Source organism: Pseudobutyrivibrio sp. LB2011, assembly GCF_000701765.1.
GTDB lineage: Bacteria > Bacillota > Clostridia > Lachnospirales > Lachnospiraceae > Pseudobutyrivibrio > Pseudobutyrivibrio ruminis.
The window spans coordinates 376969-394913 of sequence record NZ_JNJS01000001.1; the positions used below are offsets into that span (position 1 = coordinate 376969).

The 17945-nt window shown below is 38.5% G+C and carries 19 protein-coding genes; all 19 read left to right on the forward strand.

Annotated elements, in window-relative coordinates; all coding sequences use genetic code 11:
- Positions 1-28 precede the first annotated feature (28 nt).
- Entirely contained in the window at positions 29-1474 is a 1446-nt protein-coding gene (locus tag T375_RS13050) for a flagellar hook-length control protein FliK (protein ID WP_049960237.1), read from the forward strand.
- A 16-nt stretch (positions 1475-1490) separates the two neighbouring features.
- Positions 1491-2204, forward strand: coding sequence for a flagellar hook assembly protein FlgD (locus T375_RS01640; RefSeq protein WP_049960238.1), 714 nt, complete (start codon positions 1491-1493; stop codon positions 2202-2204).
- A 14-nt stretch (positions 2205-2218) separates the two neighbouring features.
- Positions 2219-2620: a TIGR02530 family flagellar biosynthesis protein gene (locus tag T375_RS01645; RefSeq protein WP_044934120.1), complete on the forward strand. Its 402-nt coding sequence runs from the start codon at positions 2219-2221 to the stop codon at positions 2618-2620.
- Positions 2621-2709: 89 nt separating this feature from the next.
- Complete coding sequence (locus T375_RS01650; RefSeq protein ID WP_044934122.1) at positions 2710-4347, forward strand: flagellar hook protein FlgE; 1638 nt, start codon at positions 2710-2712, stop codon at positions 4345-4347.
- A 236-nt stretch (positions 4348-4583) separates the two neighbouring features.
- On the forward strand, positions 4584-5390 hold the full coding sequence (locus T375_RS01655; protein WP_442960134.1) for a motility protein A: 807 nt from the start codon (positions 4584-4586) through the stop codon (positions 5388-5390).
- Positions 5390-6292 carry an OmpA/MotB family protein gene (locus T375_RS01660; protein ID WP_044934126.1) on the forward strand — a complete coding sequence of 301 codons (903 nt, stop codon included), beginning with the start codon at positions 5390-5392 and terminating at the stop codon, positions 6290-6292. Before T375_RS01655 ends, T375_RS01660 begins: the two co-directional genes overlap by 1 nt.
- A gap of 11 nt (positions 6293-6303) precedes the next feature.
- Complete coding sequence (locus tag T375_RS01665) at positions 6304-6816, forward strand: SPFH domain-containing protein (RefSeq protein ID WP_044934128.1); 513 nt, start codon at positions 6304-6306, stop codon at positions 6814-6816.
- A gap of 42 nt (positions 6817-6858) precedes the next feature.
- Entirely contained in the window at positions 6859-7839 is a 981-nt protein-coding gene (gene fliM, locus T375_RS01670; RefSeq protein WP_033153980.1) for a flagellar motor switch protein FliM, read from the forward strand.
- A gap of 1 nt (position 7840) precedes the next feature.
- On the forward strand, positions 7841-9010 hold the full coding sequence (gene fliY, locus T375_RS01675; RefSeq protein ID WP_044934131.1) for a flagellar motor switch phosphatase FliY: 1170 nt from the start codon (positions 7841-7843) through the stop codon (positions 9008-9010).
- 22 nt (positions 9011-9032) lie between these two features.
- Positions 9033-9395 (forward strand): response regulator, encoded by a 363-nt coding sequence (locus T375_RS01680; RefSeq protein WP_044934133.1) that lies wholly within the window; start codon positions 9033-9035, stop codon positions 9393-9395.
- A gap of 2 nt (positions 9396-9397) precedes the next feature.
- Positions 9398-9763 (forward strand): flagellar biosynthetic protein FliO, encoded by a 366-nt coding sequence (locus T375_RS01685; protein ID WP_044934134.1) that lies wholly within the window; start codon positions 9398-9400, stop codon positions 9761-9763.
- An 18-nt stretch (positions 9764-9781) separates the two neighbouring features.
- A complete protein-coding gene (gene fliP / locus T375_RS01690; RefSeq protein ID WP_044934139.1) occupies positions 9782-10636 on the forward strand; it encodes a flagellar type III secretion system pore protein FliP in 855 nt (284 codons plus the stop codon).
- Positions 10637-10659: 23 nt separating this feature from the next.
- Complete coding sequence (gene fliQ, locus T375_RS01695; protein WP_044934142.1) at positions 10660-10929, forward strand: flagellar biosynthesis protein FliQ; 270 nt, start codon at positions 10660-10662, stop codon at positions 10927-10929.
- Positions 10930-10933: 4 nt separating this feature from the next.
- Entirely contained in the window at positions 10934-11713 is a 780-nt protein-coding gene (locus T375_RS01700) for a flagellar biosynthetic protein FliR (protein WP_044934144.1), read from the forward strand.
- Positions 11713-12846 carry a flagellar biosynthesis protein FlhB gene (gene flhB / locus T375_RS01705; RefSeq protein ID WP_044934146.1) on the forward strand — a complete coding sequence of 378 codons (1134 nt, stop codon included), beginning with the start codon at positions 11713-11715 and terminating at the stop codon, positions 12844-12846. Before T375_RS01700 ends, flhB begins: the two co-directional genes overlap by 1 nt.
- A 28-nt stretch (positions 12847-12874) precedes the next feature.
- Positions 12875-14926 carry a flagellar biosynthesis protein FlhA gene (gene flhA / locus T375_RS01710; RefSeq protein ID WP_044934148.1) on the forward strand — a complete coding sequence of 684 codons (2052 nt, stop codon included), beginning with the start codon at positions 12875-12877 and terminating at the stop codon, positions 14924-14926.
- Between the two features lie 5 nt (positions 14927-14931).
- Positions 14932-16320: a flagellar biosynthesis protein FlhF gene (gene flhF / locus T375_RS01715; RefSeq protein WP_044934151.1), complete on the forward strand. Its 1389-nt coding sequence runs from the start codon at positions 14932-14934 to the stop codon at positions 16318-16320.
- Positions 16321-17196, forward strand: a complete 876-nt coding sequence (locus T375_RS01720) for a MinD/ParA family protein (protein WP_044934154.1) — start codon at positions 16321-16323, stop codon at positions 17194-17196.
- A gap of 3 nt (positions 17197-17199) precedes the next feature.
- Positions 17200-17943: a flagellar brake protein gene (locus T375_RS01725; RefSeq protein WP_044934157.1), complete on the forward strand. Its 744-nt coding sequence runs from the start codon at positions 17200-17202 to the stop codon at positions 17941-17943.
- Positions 17944-17945 lie beyond the last annotated feature (2 nt).

Below are 17945 nucleotides of genomic sequence, written 5' to 3' on the forward strand. Positions count from 1 at the left end.
AAGAGAATATAAGAAAGGAGGACAACACATGACAAGTAGCAATGTTTCTAACTTGCTGGTTCAAGTGGGAAATGTCAATGTGGATCTTGTGGATGCTAAAGCAGAGCTTCCAAAATCAGGATTTGGATTTGACAAAACATTGCAGAATGCCATCAAGCCTAGTGATGTACCTGCACCTGCGGATAATTCTAGTCAAGCAGATGTAAGCAACAAATCCTTCAGTGTATCAAAGGAACCAAAGGTTATCAAAGCCGAAGAAAAGCCTGATACAGTAAATGAAGAAGTTGTTGAGAAGGTAAATGAAGCGGTAGACAAAGTTAAGGCGGTCATTGAGGAAGAACTGGATGTTACTGAAGAAGACATTGAAAAAGCAATGGAAACTTTAGGACTTACAGTTATCGATTTATTAAATCCTCAGGATTTAGCTCAGCTTGTGGCTACACTTACAGGCGAGAATGATTCTATCGCTTTAGTAATGAGTGATGAATTTAAAGGTATTCTTGATGTAGTTAATGAACTCACAAATCAGCTATTTGAAGAAACAGGTATTTCCTTTGTTGAGGTAAAAGATATTGTTATTTCTTATGCATCACAGGAAATGATTGATGTGGATGTGCCTAAGGACGAAAGCCTTACCCCGGTTAATCCTGAAGAAGTTCTTGAGGTTGCTGAAGAGATGCCAGAGGAACCAGTGGCAGTCCAGGTTGAAACAACTATTGTTAAGCCTGAGGATAGCTCTGAAAGTACAGATTTTGTATCAGAAGATACAGAACCAAGTCAGCAAATCACATTAAAAGAAAATGTTGATGCAAAGCAGTCTGATTCAGAAGATTCATCTTTTGAACAGCCTAATGCTAAAACTCAAGAAAACGTAGTTTTAAAACAGACTACAAAGCCTTCAGAACCAATTATTCGAAATGATGGAATGATTTTTGGAGAGCCAAGAATCGATATTCAATTCTCACCAGAAGAACAGTTGGTATCACTTCCTACAGGTCAGACAGTTTCATCTGAGGAAATTGTTAACCAGTTAGTTGAACAGGCTAGAATTCTTAATGAGGCAGAATCTACAACAATGGAAATGACTCTTAACCCAGAGGGATTAGGAAAGATTTTCATGGAGGTCACTCAAAAGGGTGATGAAATAACTGCAAGAATTTTCACTGAGAACGATGCAGTTAAACAGGCGCTAGAGTCTCAAATGGCAAATCTTCGTGTAGAGATGACTCAGAATAGTTCCGCTAAGGTTACTTCCATTGAGGTTTCGGTTGGAACACATGAGTTTGAAAAGAATCTTGAAGAAGATGCTAGAAATGAGCAAAGACGTGATGAACAGGCAAATCAGTCAGAAAAACGAAGCAGCAGAATTAATCTTAACAGCATGGATGATTTGACAGGGCTCATGTCAGAAGAAGACATTCTTATAGCTCAGATGATGAAAGATAATGGTAATACATTAGATTTCCAAGCATAACGGGAGGAGGAAATAAATGGCGGAAGATTTATTAGTTGGTGCGCTTACTAATGGGCAGTACAAAAAGACAACTGCTTCAACAGAAGCAACTAAAAGCGAAACTACAAATTCTACTTCAAAAACAGCATCTAAAAACAACGGTACTGAATATAATCAGGAAATGTTTTTAAAGCTTTTGACAGCAGAAATGCAGTATCAGGATCCATTGGAGCCAACAGACAACAGTCAGTACGTTACACAGCTTGCATCATTTACACAGATTGAAACACTCCAGACAGTTAAATCTAGTATGGAAAGCCTTCAGGCCAACAGTATGGTTGGAAAGGTTGTTTCACTTACATCTGATGGTAAAACTGTTGAAGGCAAGGTTGATTTCGTCACAAAAGATGACGATGATGTCATGAAGGTTTCTGTTAATGGAAATTTGTATGACATGTCTAAAATCGATTCTGTTGTTGATGAGGAGTACTACACTGCTAAGTATCTTTCAAGTCTTTTGACAGATGCTATCAATGCGCTTCCAAAGGTAGAGGAAGTTACTCTTAAGGACGAAGAGAAGATTGCTACAGCAACTGGTTACGTCAACGCAATGGATGCATATAGCCTTTCATTTGTTAACGAAGACTTAATCAAAAAATACAACGAAGTAGTTTCACAGTTTGAAAAACTAAAATCTGCAAAAGAAGCTGCCGATAAAGAAAGTGAAGAGGCGGCAGTAGAAGAAGCTTAATTAGGAGGGATAAAATGAGCAATTTAAATATTAATCCAAATTTCACCTCCATTGAGCAGGTAGCTGGAACATATCTTAATCCAGCTCAAGAGTCCAGACCACTGGGCAACCTTAACGGTGCATCCTTTGAGGATATTTTTAAGCAGAAGCTTGAAAGCGCTTCAGAGCTTAAGTTTTCAAAGCATGCCACTCAGAGACTTGATGATAGAAATATTAAGCTTTCTGAGGAACAATCCCTTAGACTTGAAGAAGGCGTACAGAAAGCCTCAGAAAAGGGAATTACTGATTCTTTAGTATTAGTTGATACATTGGCATTTATCGTTAATGTACCTAATCAAACCGTAGTTACAGCTATGGATCAGACTGAATCAGACGAAAACATTTTTACAAATATTGACGGTGCTGTTATAGTTTAGCTGGACCTTATGGAAGCTAATTGTTCCCGACTGACAGAAGGAACAAACAGTCACCTCAATAGCATTATGCTTTGAGGAGGTCATTCATTATGATGAGATCACTTTTCTCTGGTGTTGCAGGTCTTAAGACACACCAGACAAAGATGGATGTTATTGGTAATAACATCTCCAACGTAAACACAGTTGCGTTCAAATCATCTTCAACCACTTTTTCTGATATTATGTATCAGACAACTTCACAGGCATCAGGCGCCACAGAAAACCGTGGTGGTACAAATGCTAAGCAGATAGGTCTTGGTGTTACTAATGGAGCTACAAAGATTTCCATTACTTCATCAGGTGCTGCTCAGTCTACTGGTGATGCTCTTGATATCAGACTTTCTGATACAAACTCAACAAATTTCTTTATCGTTAATAACGGTTCTGAAAACGTATTTACAAGAGCTGGCTCATTCTATATCGATGGTAATGGTAACCTTGCTATGACAACAACAGGTTATCTTGTAATGGGATGGCAGACAGATACTTCTAGTGGAACTCCTGTTGTTATTCAGGATACAGTTTCTCCACTTAGGGTTATGGCTGCTGAGAATCTTACAAGTGCACCAGAAGCAACAACACAGGCTAACTTCAGCGGTGTAATCGATAAGAATGATACACAGTTTAGCTCTACAAATGGTTATGTTCGTTCATTTACTATCTATGATAACCTTGGTTATTCTTACACAGCTAAGTTCTCATTTAAGCTTGTAAATGGAACAACAGGCGAATACACTGTAGAGCTTACTAACTTATACGATCAGGATAATAACGATTTGCTTGCAAAATATGTAGCTGGTGGCGGAAACAAGTCAGATATTTTTGGTACTACAAACCCTGTAGATCATACATATTCAGCTGCAGATGGTAGTAATTACACATTCGGTAATACAACTACTGGTGATTTAGCTCTTTATGTAAATGGAGATACAACTGTTCCATATCTTTACGATGCAGCTTCTCAGACATTTAGCAATGGAACAACATCAATTCCTTTGGCATCTGCAGTAGCAGGTTTGTCAGCTGATGACACTGTTACAGGAGTTGCTTATGCAAGTGATTCTACACTTACTATTACAACAACTACTATAAGCTATGACCTTAAGTTTGATACAAGCAAAGGTAATCTTACATTTGCAGGAGAAGATGGACAGACACAGCTTGTGATGAATACTTCATTATTGGGCCCTAATACAGATGATGCTGCATTGTCTAACATCACAATTGATTTTTCGTTACTTACAATGTATGACAATGGCGGAACATCCACAGCGGTAGGTAATAGAGGCACAACAACAGATGCTTCTAATGGAGCAGGTAAGAAGCTTGGTACAATGACAGGTCTTTCTGTTTCAAGCAATGGTGAAATTTATGGTTCATATAGCAATGGTAATACAGTTCTTTTAGGACAGATTCCAGTAGCACAGTTTGCTAATGCATCTGGTCTTGAGGAAATGGGAGATAACTGCTATAAGACAACACTTAACTCAGGCGAGTTCGATGGTATTGGACTTGTAGTTTCAGCTGATGGTTCTGCAATGAACACAGGACAGCTTGAAATGTCTAACGTTGATTTGTCTGCAGAGTTTACTGATATGATTACTACACAGCGTGGTTTCCAGGCAAACTCACGTATTATCACAGTATCAGACACAATGCTTGAGGAACTTATTAATCTTAAGCGTTAATAATTTATAGTCTCTAAAAGCCAAGTCGTTAAGGCTTGGCTTTTTTTGCTGAAAATCTAAAAATTCTGTGAAGAAACTATATTTTGTGGTTTGGACATGGAAAAAACACAATAATATGAGACGATTTTACTGATAAAAGTAGACAATAATTTATAAATCTAGTAAAATAATCACAAAAGTGTATACCGTGTATTTCTATACATTTTACTAGTTTTTACTCAATTTTTTATAGGATGGTGATTGCTTTGGATATAGCTTCTTTAGCTGGTTTAGTACTCGGTGTCGTAATGGTTATCTTCGGTATCGTGTCTTCTGGTGGTGTCGCAGCCATGGCAAACTTCATAGATGTTCCATCAGTTATTATTACTATCGGTGGTTCTTTGTCCTCTTGTATGGCATGTAACAAAATGCCAGACTTTATCGGAGGACTTAAAGGTATCACACTAGCTATCAACGAACCAAAGGTTGGTAGCCCAGCTGATAGCATATCTCAGATTATAAATCTTGCGAATATTTCCAGAAAAGAAGGTATATTGGCACTTGAAGAAGCTGCCAATGGAATAGAAGATGAATTCCTTAAAAAGGGAATTAATCTGGTTGTAGATGGTACTGATCCTGAATTGGTTCGTGCTATTCTTGAAACTGATTTGGACTGTATGGAGGATAGACATAAAGTAACTATTAACTTCTGGTCTAAATGGGGTGAAATGGGACCTGCCTGGGGAATGATTGGTACACTGGTTGGTCTGGTAAACATGTTAAAGAACCTTGAGGATGCATCAACAATCGGTCCTAACATGGCGGTTGCGTTGCTTACAACTTTGTACGGTTCGCTGATTGCAAACTGGCTTACAGGCCCAGTTGGTACAAAGCTTGGTGTTAATCATTCTCTCGAGGTTATGACAAAGAGTATTACTGTGGAAGGCTTACTTTCAATTCAAGCCGGTGAAAACCCACGTGTAATAGAAGAAAAGCTTAAATCCTTCTTGCCACCTGCATCTCGTGGTGCTATCGGCGAAGGCGAAGGAGGAGGTGAGGGCTAATGGCAAAGAAGCAAAAGCAAGAGGAAGCTCCTGCTGGTTCTCCTGCCTGGATGGCCACCTTCTCAGACTTGATGAACTTGCTACTATGTTTCTTCGTATTACTTTTCTCTATGTCTAGTACAGATACAGAAAAGTTTCAGGAAGTTATTGCAAGTATTCAGTCTAGCTTTAGTATTTTTTCTCAGGGCGGCACCTCAATTGGTGAGGGCCAGATGATATCATCAGGTATCAGTCAGCTTGAGATGTTTGACGACTATTTCAATAGTGTTCATGATGGTGATGATGAACAGTATGAAAAAGAAGGCGCAAGTGAAAATGAAAACGAGGGAGAACAATCAGAGGACGGCTCCGCTACAAATGAAGGGGATGTTAGTTCTAATGGAGTTTCTGTAGAGGAAGCTCAGGAAGCCCTTGAACAAGCTGGTGCAGGCGAAAGCGAATCGATCGCAGAAGAAATCGAGTCTCAGCTTAGTGAATATGGTCTTCAAGACCAGGTAGAAGTAGATTTTAATGCAAACTATGTAATGATTACCATCAATGGTGCGTTACTGTTTGATTCAGGTAAGGCAGTTCTTACAGATGATGCCCTTACTATTGTAGATAATCTTTCAAAGATACTCGCTCAGTATGATAACAATATCATCGAGGTAGAAGGTCATACAGATAATGTTCCAATGTCATCTGGAACTTATGAAAACAATGATGTGCTTTCAATGTATCGTGCACTTTATGTTGCAGATAGAATCAGAGAAGTCACAGATTTGAATCCAGCATACATCAAATCAGCTGGACGAGGAGAGTATGTACCTATTGCTGACAACAGTACAGCAGAAGGACGCGCTAGAAATAGACGCGTTGAAATCAAAATATATAATTCATACTCGTCAGATATAGCCGAGTAGAAAGGCAAATCATGAAAAAGAATTTGATTACAGTAATTATACTGGCACTTGTTGTTGTGAATCTTGTTCTTACAGCGGTTCTTACAATTACTATTATTCCTGAGACACAAAAGGCCAATGAGCTGATCACAAAGGTGTGCTCTGCAATCGATTTGGATTTGCAAGCAGGAGATACAGCTGGATCTCTTAGTATTGATGTGGCTGATATGGTAGATTATCCTGTTAATGGTGGTGAGACACTTACAATCAACCTTGTTGATGGATATGCAGTGCTTGGTATATCATTATCACTTGACAGCACAAACGAAGATTACGCTACTTATGCAGCTGATGGAACTTTAACAGCCCAGGATAATATCATTAGTGATAAAATAAATTCAGTTATCAAAAAGCATACAGTTCAGGAAATGATAGATAATGAAGATGAAATCAAAGAAGAGATTCTTGAAGAGCTTCAGACTCTATTTAAATCTTCATTTATCGTTAGAGTGAACTTCTCTAGTGCTACTTATCAGAAACAGTAATCTGTAAGTAGAAATTATTGGGACGAATGGTGGTGAGAAAGCTTGGGAGACGTTCTTTCACAAAACGAAATAGATAATCTGCTTAATGCGTTGACCAGCGGTGAGCTTGACGCCGAGGAGATTAAAAATAATAAAGAAAAACCGGTAAAGAACTACGATTTTGCTAGACCTTCTAAGTTTTCTAAGGAACACCTTAGAACAATGGAAATTATTTTTGAGCATTATGGCAGATTGTTATCTACAAACTTGCCTATATTCCTCAGAAAGAATATACAGGTAGAGGTTATGAACTCGGAAGCTGTTACATACATGGAGTTTTCAAATTCTCTATCAAATCCAGTTCTTTTAGGTATTGTAGATTTTTCTCCCCTTGAGGGAAATATTATCGTAGAAATGGCTTCTAATCTTGGCTTTGCCATGGTAGACAGAATGCTTGGCGGAGAGGGCGAACCTCTTGATAAGATTAGAGACTTTTCAGAAATAGAGCTTCTCATTATTGAGAGAGTAATGACATCATGCGTAGACTTGCTTAGGGAACCATGGGAAAACGTTTTGGATGTACATCCAAGACTTGAGCGAATTGAAACAAACTCACAGTTTGCTCAGATTATATCCCCTTCAGAGATGATTGCTATTGTTACAGTCAATATTAAAATTGGCGATGTAGAAGGTCTTATGAATATTTGTTTACCTTTTATTACATTAGAGCCAGTTATGGACAAATTGAACACAAAGTTCTGGTATAGTAGTCAGAAGGAGAAAACAGGTGAAAGCTATTCAGATGCTGTGGAAGCTTTAATTAATCACGCTAAGATACCTGTAAAGGCAGTTCTTGGCAACAGCACAATTACCGTTGCGGATTTTTCACAGCTTCAGGTTGGAGATATAGTCAGACTTGATACAAAAGTCGACGATGAGTTGGATGTTTTCGTGGGAGATATTAAGAAGTTCCAAGCCCTTCCGGGAGCATCAGGCAAAGATTATGCGGTTAGAGTGACACAAATTATAAGGGAGGAACAGTAGAATGGGCGATGGTGTATTATCACAGGATGAGATAAATGCACTACTTAGTGGCGGAATCCCCGATGCCCCTGCTGGCGAGCCATCATCTGGTGGCGGAGAGCTTTCAGAGCAGGAAATTGATACAATCGGTGAAGTTGCCAACATAAGCATGGGAAGTGCGGCCACAACTTTATTTTCTCTTGTTAATCAAAAGGTTGAGATTTCAACACCAGTTGTTAGCGAAACAAACTGGCAGGAATTAGCATCTGGTTACGACAACTCTTGTGTAGTTGTTCGTATTGGATATACAAAGGGTATTGATGGTAGCAACGTTCTTGTATTAAAAGAAAATGATGTTAAAGTCATTACCGACCTGATGATGGGCGGAGATGGAACCAATACAGATGGTGAAATTTCTGATCTTCATTTATCAGCTATTTCAGAGGCGATGAATCAGATGATGGGAGCTAGTGCAACCTCACTTTCATCAATGCTGAACAAAATGGTAGATATTTCACCACCAACAGCGCAGCTTACAGATTTAGCTACGATAGACGGTGGAGAGATAGACGAATTCTTGAAACACAATTTCGTAAGAATTGCGTTCAAGATGGAAATTGGAACATTGGTAGACAGTGAGATGATGCAGTTGTATCCAATCTCACTTGCCAAGGAAATGTGTGGTTCTGTTCTGAACAATATGGAATCTGATTCCAATTCGACAGTTGATGACGGTGTTGCAGAAGCTGCACCAGCACCTGCTCCAGAACCAGCACCTGCTCCACAGGCTGCACCTCAAATGCAGGCACCACCTCAGATGGACCCAAATATGATGCAGGGACAGCCAATGCAGGGACAACCTATGATGCCATATATGTACGCTCCTGGACCTCAGGTAAATGTACAACCGGCACAGTTTACTCCGTTTGGACCAGGCTTTGCAGCTCAGTTCGCACAGGAGAATATCGACTTGATTCTTGACGTTCCTTTGGAAGTTACAGTAGAATTAGGTCGTACAAACAAAACAATCCAAGATATTTTGGATTTTGCACCAGGTACCATCATCGAGCTTAATAAAATAGCCGGTGAACCAATAGATGTACTTGTTAATGGCAAGTATGTGGCAAAAGGCGAGGTAGTAGTTATCGAAGAGTCTTTTGGCGTACGAATAACAGAAATTATCAAAGAATAAATATATTTAAGGAGATGAAGACATGGCAAAAAACATTTTAATCTGTGATGACGCTGCTTTCATGAGAATGATGATTAAGGACATTCTCACAAAGAATGGCTACAACGTAGTCGGAGAGGCTGAGAACGGAAAGATTGCTGTTGAAAAGTATTCAGAGCTTTCTCCAGATCTCGTTCTTCTTGACATCACAATGCCAGAAATGGATGGCATCGGGGCTCTTAAGGCTATCAAGGAAAAGGATCCTAATGCATGCGTTATCATGTGCTCTGCAATGGGACAGCAGGCAATGGTTATCGAGGCTATTCAGTCTGGTGCCAAGGATTTCATCGTTAAGCCATTCCAGGCTGAGCGTGTTCTTGAGGCTGTTAAGAAGGTTATCGGTTAATCATGCTATTTCTTTCAGCGGTTGGAGAGAGCATCTTTCAATTGATTTTTGCTTTAGTGGTATTCGTAGGAGTGCTTGCACTTACTGCGTTTGTCACTAAGTGGATTGCAGGTTATCAAAAGTCCCAGGGGCTCAATAGAAATCTTGAGATTGTAGAGGGCATCAGACTTGCAACCAATAAATATGTTCAGATTATTAGGGCAGGTGAGGATAGATATTTCGTAGTTGCAGTTGGCAAAGACGAAGTTACCCTTTTAGGGGAATTATCCTCATCTGAACTTAAAGAACTGGATACTACTGATACATCTGTACAGATGCCGGTAGATTTTAAATCGATTTTAGATAATCTTTCAAGAAAGAAAAATTAACTGATTGGGCAGAATGTTATGAGTAAATTCAAGAAGGCGTACGTAATCTTTAGCTTGGTCATCACAGCTATGGTTGGTTGTTACGCCCTTTTTATGAGTAGTACAACTGTACATGCAACTGAATATAGTGCAGAATATGGGGCAGACAATGAGGATTACGGTGCAACAGATAATGCACCAAATGCTTCAGACGAGGTTGTTGGAGGCGGAGGATTTACGCTTAGCTTTGATGGCGAAGATGGAAACTTTACGGCTACTCTTAGAATGCTGTTAGTTCTTACAATCATTACGTTATCCCCTTCGATTCTGATAATGCTAACATCCTTTACCAGATGCGTAATTGTTTTACATTTTGTCCGCGCTGCTATTGGAACCAATACAGCGCCTCCAAATCAGATATTGATTGGGTTGGCGTTGTTTTTAACTTTGTTCATTATGTCGCCAGTGCTTACACAGATTAAGACAGAAGCGATTGATCCATTTGATGCAGGCGAAATCACTCAGGACGAAGCAATAGACAATGCAATTGCACCTGTTAGGGAGTTCATGTATGGTCAGACACAGACAAAGGATTTGGATTTGTTCTGTGATATTGCTGGCATTTCGTATGAAGTAGATGACTACGATTCTGTACCATTTACTGTCGTTGTTCCAGCTTTTATTTTATCTGAGCTTAGAACAGCTTTTATTATTGGATTTCTAATTTATGTTCCATTCATTGTTATAGATATGGTTGTTGCATCTGTACTTATGTCAATGGGTATGATGATGCTTCCACCTACCACAATATCGCTACCTTTCAAGATATTGTTGTTTATATTGGTAGATGGATGGAATCTTGTTATTGGCGGGTTAGTCAAGACATTCTATTAGAATTATTAAGGAGAGAATAGGTTATGACTGAAGGACAGGTCTTGGACATTATCAGGAATGCTATATACATTCTTCTGATTACATCATTACCACTTTTACTAGTGTCTCTAGTAATCGGTCTTATAATCAGTATTTTTCAAACGGTCACATCTATTCAAGAGCAGACTCTCACCTTTATTCCGAAGATAGTAGGAGTATTTGCTGCGCTTATGTTTTTCGGCCCATGGATGCTTACAGTTTTGACGGAGTATATCACACAATTATGGGCTAATTTTAGTATTTACTTAGGCTAGATGGATGTTTAGTATTGATTTTACATTACAAAATTTTGAATACTTTTTATTGCTCCTTACCCGCATATCCATGTTTGTAGTAGTGGCGCCTTTTTTCAACACAAGTAATACGCCGGCCAGAGTAAAAATTGGTTTTTCGGCACTTGTTTCACTGCTTCTTTATTTCGTAGTTGATTTTAGCGCCTTGGATTATTCTACTGTTACAGGATATGCTTTTTTAGTTGTTCAAGAAGCAATAACAGGGCTATTAATTGGATTCAGTACATATTGCTGCAATTTCATTATCCTGTTGGCTGGTAACATGATAGACATGAATATAGGTCTATCTATGGCTCAGGAGTATGATCCAACACTTCAGACAGAGGTTTCTGTTACAGGTACCTTATACAACAATTTCATTATGATTTTTCTTGTATTGTCTGGAATGCATAGATATATCTTTAAGACATTTTGTGATGCGTACACACTGATTCCAATTGGTGGAACAATTTTTAGATGGGATTCCCTTCTTAGTTCTACCATTATGTTTATTACAGAAATATTTGTAATAGCATTTAGAATTATTCTTCCAGTATTTGCTGTAATTATGATACTTAATGCAATACTTGGAATTATGGTTAAGGTTGCTCCACAGATTCATATGTTTTCTGTTGGTGCACAGCTTAAAATTATCGTTGGTTTTGTAGTATTATTCTTAACAATTTTCCTATTACCAGACGTTGCTGCATTTATTTTCAAAGAAATGAAAAAGATGCAAACTCTATTTATTCAGGGGCTTTATTGATGAGGGATAATTATCAGGTTTTAATTCCATATAATCTTCAATTCTTTGCTCCAGATGGTGAAGGCGGAGAGAAGACTGAACAACCTACCAGTAAAAAGCTTTCTGATGCTAGAAAAGAAGGCAAGGTTGCAAAAAGTAAGGAAATTGTTAATGGTATTGCGTTGCTGGGATTCTTTTTAGGACTAAGGTTGTTCCTTGGATTTGCTGGAACACGTATAGAAGATATATTTGCTTGGATATATGCTATAATACCAGATATAGTAGCTATGAATGGTGATGGTATGACTATTGGCACAATAAGTGGAATATTTAGAATCCTTGTAGCGAAGACTTTTATTGTTCTTTTACCATTTTTAGCTATAGGTTTTGTGACAGGATTTGTTGCTAATCTTGTGCAGGTAGGATGGAAGCCTACTATGAAACCATTGGAACCAAAGCTTAATAAATTTAATCCAGTCAGTGGATTTAAACGTATTTTTTCAAAGCAATCAATTGTTAACCTTTTGATGGCATTGGCAAAGATATTTTTGATAGTTTACATTGCTTATACCAGTATTAAGGATCAGGCTAATAACTTATTTATTTTATATGATGTTGCTTTAAAACAAGCCCTTAGCCTTATTTTCCAGATTATCGTGGATACTGGTATGAAGATTAGTATAGTGTATATAGTTCTTGGCTTTGCTGATTATGCATATCAACGCTGGAAATTCAATGATGATATGAAAATGACCAAGCAAGAAGTCAAAGATGAGTATAAGAATTCCGAGGGAGATCCTCAGATTAAAGGACAGCAGAGACGTAGGATGATGGAAAGCTCGCAAAGGCGTATGATGCAAAATGTGCCTCAGGCTGATGTAGTTATTACAAACCCTACACACTTGGCTGTTGCAATTTTATATGACAATGAAAAGGATGAAGCTCCGAAAGTTGTTGCTAAAGGTGAAGATTATTTAGCAAAACGAATCAAAGAGGTGGCAGCAGAAAATGATGTCCCAATCATGGAAAATAAGCCGCTTGCCAGAGCGCTATATGCAACGGTAGATGTGGATGAGGTTATTCCTCCAGAGCTATATCAGGCTGTTGCTGAAATCCTTGCAATTGTATATACACAGCGAAATAAAGCTGTTTAGAAATAATTATTGAGAAAGGGGGATGCTTATGGATTTAACTGCTTCAGTTAAAAAGGCTGACGTTGGTATTGCATTGTATTTGCTAGCTGCAGTTACATTCTTTGTAATTCCTATCCCCAATTTTATCCTTGATATAATGATTGCTTTCAACATTTCAATAGCACTCATTATATTGATGAATGTATTGTTTGTGCAGGAAGTTTTGGATATGTCATTCTTCCCTACACTTTTGCTTTTTACTACTATTTTTAGAATTTCACTTAACGTTTCATCAACCAGATTGATTCTTTCAACAGGTGATCCAGGAAACGTTGTATCAACATTCGGTAGTTTCGTTGGTGGTAATAACCTTGTCATTGGTGCCATCATTTTCCTTATTTTGATTATCATCCAGTTTATGGTTATCAATAAAGGTTCTGAGCGTGTAGCTGAAGTATCAGCACGATTCACTTTGGACGCTATGCCTGGTAAGCAGATGGCTATCGATGCGGATTTGAACACCGGAGCCATTGATGATGCAGAGGCCAAAAGACGAAGAGACAAGATTCAAGAGGAATCAGCATTCTTCGGAGCTATGGACGGTGCTACAAAGTACGTAAAGGGAGATGCTACAGCAGGTCTTATTATTACAGTTATCAACCTTGCCGGAGGTACAGTACTTGGAATTATGAACCAGGGCCTTCCATTTGCTGAGGCGATTCAGCAATTTGGTATTCTTACAATCGGTGATGGCCTTGTATCGCAGATCCCTTCACTTTTGATATCTCTTTCAACAGGTATTCTTGTTACAAAGGGCTCAAAGGCAGCAGATTTCTCTGGCACTTTGGTAAAGCAGTTATTTGGAATACCAAAGGTTTTATATATTGTCGGTGGAGCTATGGTATTCCTTGGAATAGCTACACCACTTAACTGGGTATTGTTCCTTGCCTTTGGTGCAGCATTTATTATCACAGGATATTCTATTTCAAAGACTCTTGGCGAGGAGGAGATAGAGCAGGAGGTTGCTGCAGAAGAAACAGAGGCAGAGGAAATTCGAAAGCCGGAAAATGTTGTTTCATTGCTTCAGGTTGATCCGATTGAGCTAGAGTTTGGTTACGGTATTATCCCACTTGCGGATGTTAATCAAGGCGGCGATTTGTTGGACCGAGTTGTTATGATTAGGCGACAGATTGCACTTGAATTAGGTACTGTAGTTCCAATTATTCGATTGCGAGATAATATTCAGCTTAATCCAAATCAATACATTATTAAGATTAAGGGTATACAGGTAACAGAAGGAGAAATCCTTTTTGATCATTACATGGCCATGAATCCAGGTTACGTTGAAGAGGAAATCACAGGTATTCCTACTTTTGAGCCTTCATTCCATCTTCCAGCTATTTGGATTACAGAAAGTCAGCGTGAAAGGGCAGAATCACTTGGATACACAGTAGTAGATCCACCATCAATTATTGCTACACACCTGACCGAAGTTATTAGAAGTCATATAGCAGAATTGCTTACTCGCCAGGATGTCCAAAATCTTATTGATAATCTTAAAGAGAGCAATCCAGTTATTGTTGAAGAGCTTATTCCTAAGCTGCTTGGACTTGGTGATGTTCAGAAGGTATTGCAGAATCTTCTTTCAGAAGGAGTTTCAATCAGAGATTTGCTTTCTATTTTCGAAGTATTGGCAGATCATGCAACAACTACTCATGACACAGACGTACTTACTGAGTATGTTCGTCAGGGATTGAAGCGAGCAATATCAGGCAGATATTTTGCACCTAATGAGGTCACTCAAGTAATTACTGTTGATCCTAAGGTTGAGCAGGATATTATGGCATCAATTAAACAGACGGAACAAGGAGCATATCTTACACTTGATCCAGAACGTATTAAAGCAATTATTGCTTCCCTTGAGGAAGAAATCAAAAAACTTGAGGATATGGGAAAAACACCTATTGTTGTTACATCTCCAATAGTTCGAATGTATTTCAAAGGTTTAACACAAGATTATGTAAAGGATCTTATCGTTGTTTCCTACAATGAAATTGATTCAAATGTTGAACTTTCATCTGTAGGCATGGTAACAGGGTAGAATAAATGACTATTAATAAGTATACGGGAAAAACTGAAGAAGAAGCTATGGAAAAGGTCCGCAAGGAGCTTGGAAGTGCGGCTGTCATAATGAATGTAAAAGTGGTAAAGCCTAAAGGACTTGGTGGTCTTTTTAAGGGAAACACATATGAGGTTACAGCGGCTGTAGAAGACGATGGATTCTCTAATGATGCAAAAGCTTTTGCAGTTCCTACTCAGCAAGAACCACAGGTGGAGGCTGCTGCGGAGCCTAAGACAAGCACGTTTGAGGCTGTTGCAGATGATGCAATCAAACTTAAGGACGCTTTTTCTGCTGTAAATGAAGTACTTGAGAAACAGGAAGCTGCAAGTAAAGATTTTGAGCCACTTTTTGATACTGCACCTAGAGCTCAGGTTTTTGAACCTACTTACTCAAAGCCAGTAGGAGCTCGCCCAGTGCAGCCACAGCCAAAGCCAGCAGCACCTACATACAGTGAGCCGGTTCCAAAGCCTACCGTAAAAAGAGAAATGCCACAGAGAACTGCGGTTAATGACTTTGATGATAGCATTCAGGTAAAGCATGGAAATTCAAAGCCATCTATTGACGGCGATAATCATGTATTTGTTAAGATGCTTTACAACGTTCTTCTTGAAAATGAAGTTCAAGAAAAATACATCAATCAAGTCCTTGAGGATATGGATAAGGTACTTCAAACAAGCCATTCTTTAGATAATTTGCTTTCAAATGTATATCAAAAAATGGTTCTGAAGCTTGGCACTCCAACAAAGATTGAGCCAGGAGAGAGAAGACCAAAGGTTGTATTCTTTATTGGACCAACAGGCGTTGGCAAGACTACAACAATCGCTAAAATAGCCTCAAAGTTTAAAGTTGAAGAAGGCAAAAAAGTTGGACTTATCACAGCTGATACATATCGTATGGCTGCGGCAAATCAACTTCAAACTTATGCAAATATTCTCGGTGTTCCTTTAAATGTTATTTACTCTGCTGATGAGCTTCTTGATACAGTAAAAAAGCAGAGCAGAGAATACGAGGACTTGGACGTTATTCTTGTTGATACCATTGGTTTTTCACATAAAAACGAAGAGCAGCGACAGGATACAAAGAAGCTTATAAATGCACTTGATGGTTTCTATGATACAGAAGTATATCTTGTGCTTTCAGCTACAACAAAGCATAGAGATTTAATTGATATTGCCGATTCCTACATGGAATTTGCTGATTTTAACTTGATTTTTACTAAGCTTGACGAAACAAAGTGCCTTGGCAATATTTTCAACATGAAACAATATACAAAGGCTCAGTTATCTTATATTACTGTAGGACAAAATGTACCAGACGACATTGAAATCCTTAACACCCAGAAGCTGGTAAAACAGTTATTGGGAGGAAATTAAATGGATCAAGCTGAAAATTTACGAAATGTTATAAAAGCTCAAAACATACGAAGTGTTGAGAGAACTAAGGTTATTACCATCACATCTGGAAAAGGTGGCGTTGGCAAGTCCAATATGGCAGTTAATCTGGCAGTTCACTTTACACGTATGGGCAAGAGAGTAATCATTCTTGATGCAGACTTTGGCCTTGCAAATGTGGAGGTTATGTTTGGAACCTTGCCTAATTACAATCTGTCAGATGTAATTTTCAAGGGAATGAGCATCCGAGACATTATAACTACAGGCCCAATGGGGATTGGCTTTGTATCAGGAGGTTCAGGAGTTGTGGGTCTAAACAACCTAAATCGTGAACAAATTGCGTTTTTAGTCCACAACCTATCACTTTTAAATGATTTATGTGATATTCTTATAATAGATACAGGTGCGGGGGTTTCAGATCAAGTTCTAGAATTTGTTCTTGCATCCCCAGAAGTGGTTTTAGTATCTACACCAGAACCAAGCTCACTTACAGATTCTTATTCTTTGATGAAGGCGCTATACAAGAGCCCTAAATATTCAAAGGAAGGCACCAATGTTCATTTGGTTGCCAATAAGGTTGAGAGTGAAGCCGAGGCAAATGCGGTCTATACCAAATTGCGTTCAGTGGTTCAAAAGTTCCTGGGGGGAGATTTGGATTATCTAGGATATGTGCCTTACGATAATCAGCTGGAGAAGGCTGTAAGAAATCAAAAGGTAGTATCTCTTGAATATCCATCTTCAAGAGCTGCGAAGAATTTTGAATCATTGGCTGCGAAGCTATTGAAAAAGGATGATAACACCCACTTTAGATGGGGTGTTTCTCATATATTTAACTCATTGTTGAAGGATAGGGCATAGCTTATGGAAATTATAGATCTAAGACCTGGCACACCTATTGAATTTTCAATTGCCAGCACAAATTCTGACATTGAAAACAATATCGAAGAGGATCGAAGTATTTATATCTCTAGTGTTTTTGGCGTAACTAAAAAAGGAGAAATAATATTTCACATTCCTACTCGAAAGGGACACACTGTAACAATACCAATGAATGTCCCATTTAATGCAGTTTTCAATACAAAAAAAGGATTATTTCAGCTTTCCGGTGAAATTACAAAACGTGGAAGGCTTGAAAACTTTCCAGTATATGTTTTTGTTCCTAGCACTAAGCTTTCAAAGGTTCAAAGGCGTGACTACTTTAGATTTCAGTGTCTAATTCCTGTAAAGGTTTTACCAATACCACAGGATGTGGCAATTCTTCCAAACATGGATTTAGTAGAAGATGATTTGGAAAAATATGGTAATACATATGGAGCTCCAGTATCAGGAAATATTCTTGATTTAAGCGGCGGTGGAGCGAAAATCAGTGCAAAGACCGATATAAATACTGATAGATATATGTATGTGTCTTTTAAACTTAAAACTCGCACGATAGACCAAACAATTAATGTTATAGCAAGACGCATCAAAACCGAAATAAAAAGCGATTCTGGTATGTACGAACATCGTATAGAATTTTTGTTCAAAGAGCCGGAAGATAGGGAGACTATAATAAAGTACATTTTTGACGAGGACCGACGTTTAAGAAAAAAAGATCAGGGGTAAAG

Bases quoted from the DNA above. Each gene is read 5' to 3' on its own strand.
- fliY (WP_044934131.1), top strand. From the start codon at position 7,841: ATGGGCGATGGTGTATTATCACAGGATGAGATAAATGCACTACTTAGT.
- fliQ (WP_044934142.1), top strand. From the start codon at position 10,660: ATGACTGAAGGACAGGTCTTGGACATTATCAGGAATGCTATATACATT.
- T375_RS01660 (WP_044934126.1), top strand. From the start codon at position 5,390: ATGGCAAAGAAGCAAAAGCAAGAGGAAGCTCCTGCTGGTTCTCCTGCC.
- flhF (WP_044934151.1), top strand. From the start codon at position 14,932: ATGACTATTAATAAGTATACGGGAAAAACTGAAGAAGAAGCTATGGAA.
- T375_RS13050 (WP_049960237.1), top strand. From the start codon at position 29: ATGACAAGTAGCAATGTTTCTAACTTGCTGGTTCAAGTGGGAAATGTC.
- T375_RS01720 (WP_044934154.1), top strand. From the start codon at position 16,321: ATGGATCAAGCTGAAAATTTACGAAATGTTATAAAAGCTCAAAACATA.
- T375_RS01700 (WP_044934144.1), top strand. From the start codon at position 10,934: ATGTTTAGTATTGATTTTACATTACAAAATTTTGAATACTTTTTATTG.
- fliP (WP_044934139.1), top strand. From the start codon at position 9,782: ATGAGTAAATTCAAGAAGGCGTACGTAATCTTTAGCTTGGTCATCACA.
- T375_RS01645 (WP_044934120.1), top strand. From the start codon at position 2,219: ATGAGCAATTTAAATATTAATCCAAATTTCACCTCCATTGAGCAGGTA.
- flhA (WP_044934148.1), top strand. From the start codon at position 12,875: ATGGATTTAACTGCTTCAGTTAAAAAGGCTGACGTTGGTATTGCATTG.
- T375_RS01680 (WP_044934133.1), top strand. From the start codon at position 9,033: ATGGCAAAAAACATTTTAATCTGTGATGACGCTGCTTTCATGAGAATG.
- T375_RS01665 (WP_044934128.1), top strand. From the start codon at position 6,304: ATGAAAAAGAATTTGATTACAGTAATTATACTGGCACTTGTTGTTGTG.
- flhB (WP_044934146.1), top strand. From the start codon at position 11,713: ATGAGGGATAATTATCAGGTTTTAATTCCATATAATCTTCAATTCTTT.
- T375_RS01725 (WP_044934157.1), top strand. From the start codon at position 17,200: ATGGAAATTATAGATCTAAGACCTGGCACACCTATTGAATTTTCAATT.
- T375_RS01640 (WP_049960238.1), top strand. From the start codon at position 1,491: ATGGCGGAAGATTTATTAGTTGGTGCGCTTACTAATGGGCAGTACAAA.
- T375_RS01685 (WP_044934134.1), top strand. From the start codon at position 9,398: ATGCTATTTCTTTCAGCGGTTGGAGAGAGCATCTTTCAATTGATTTTT.
- T375_RS01650 (WP_044934122.1), top strand. From the start codon at position 2,710: ATGATGAGATCACTTTTCTCTGGTGTTGCAGGTCTTAAGACACACCAG.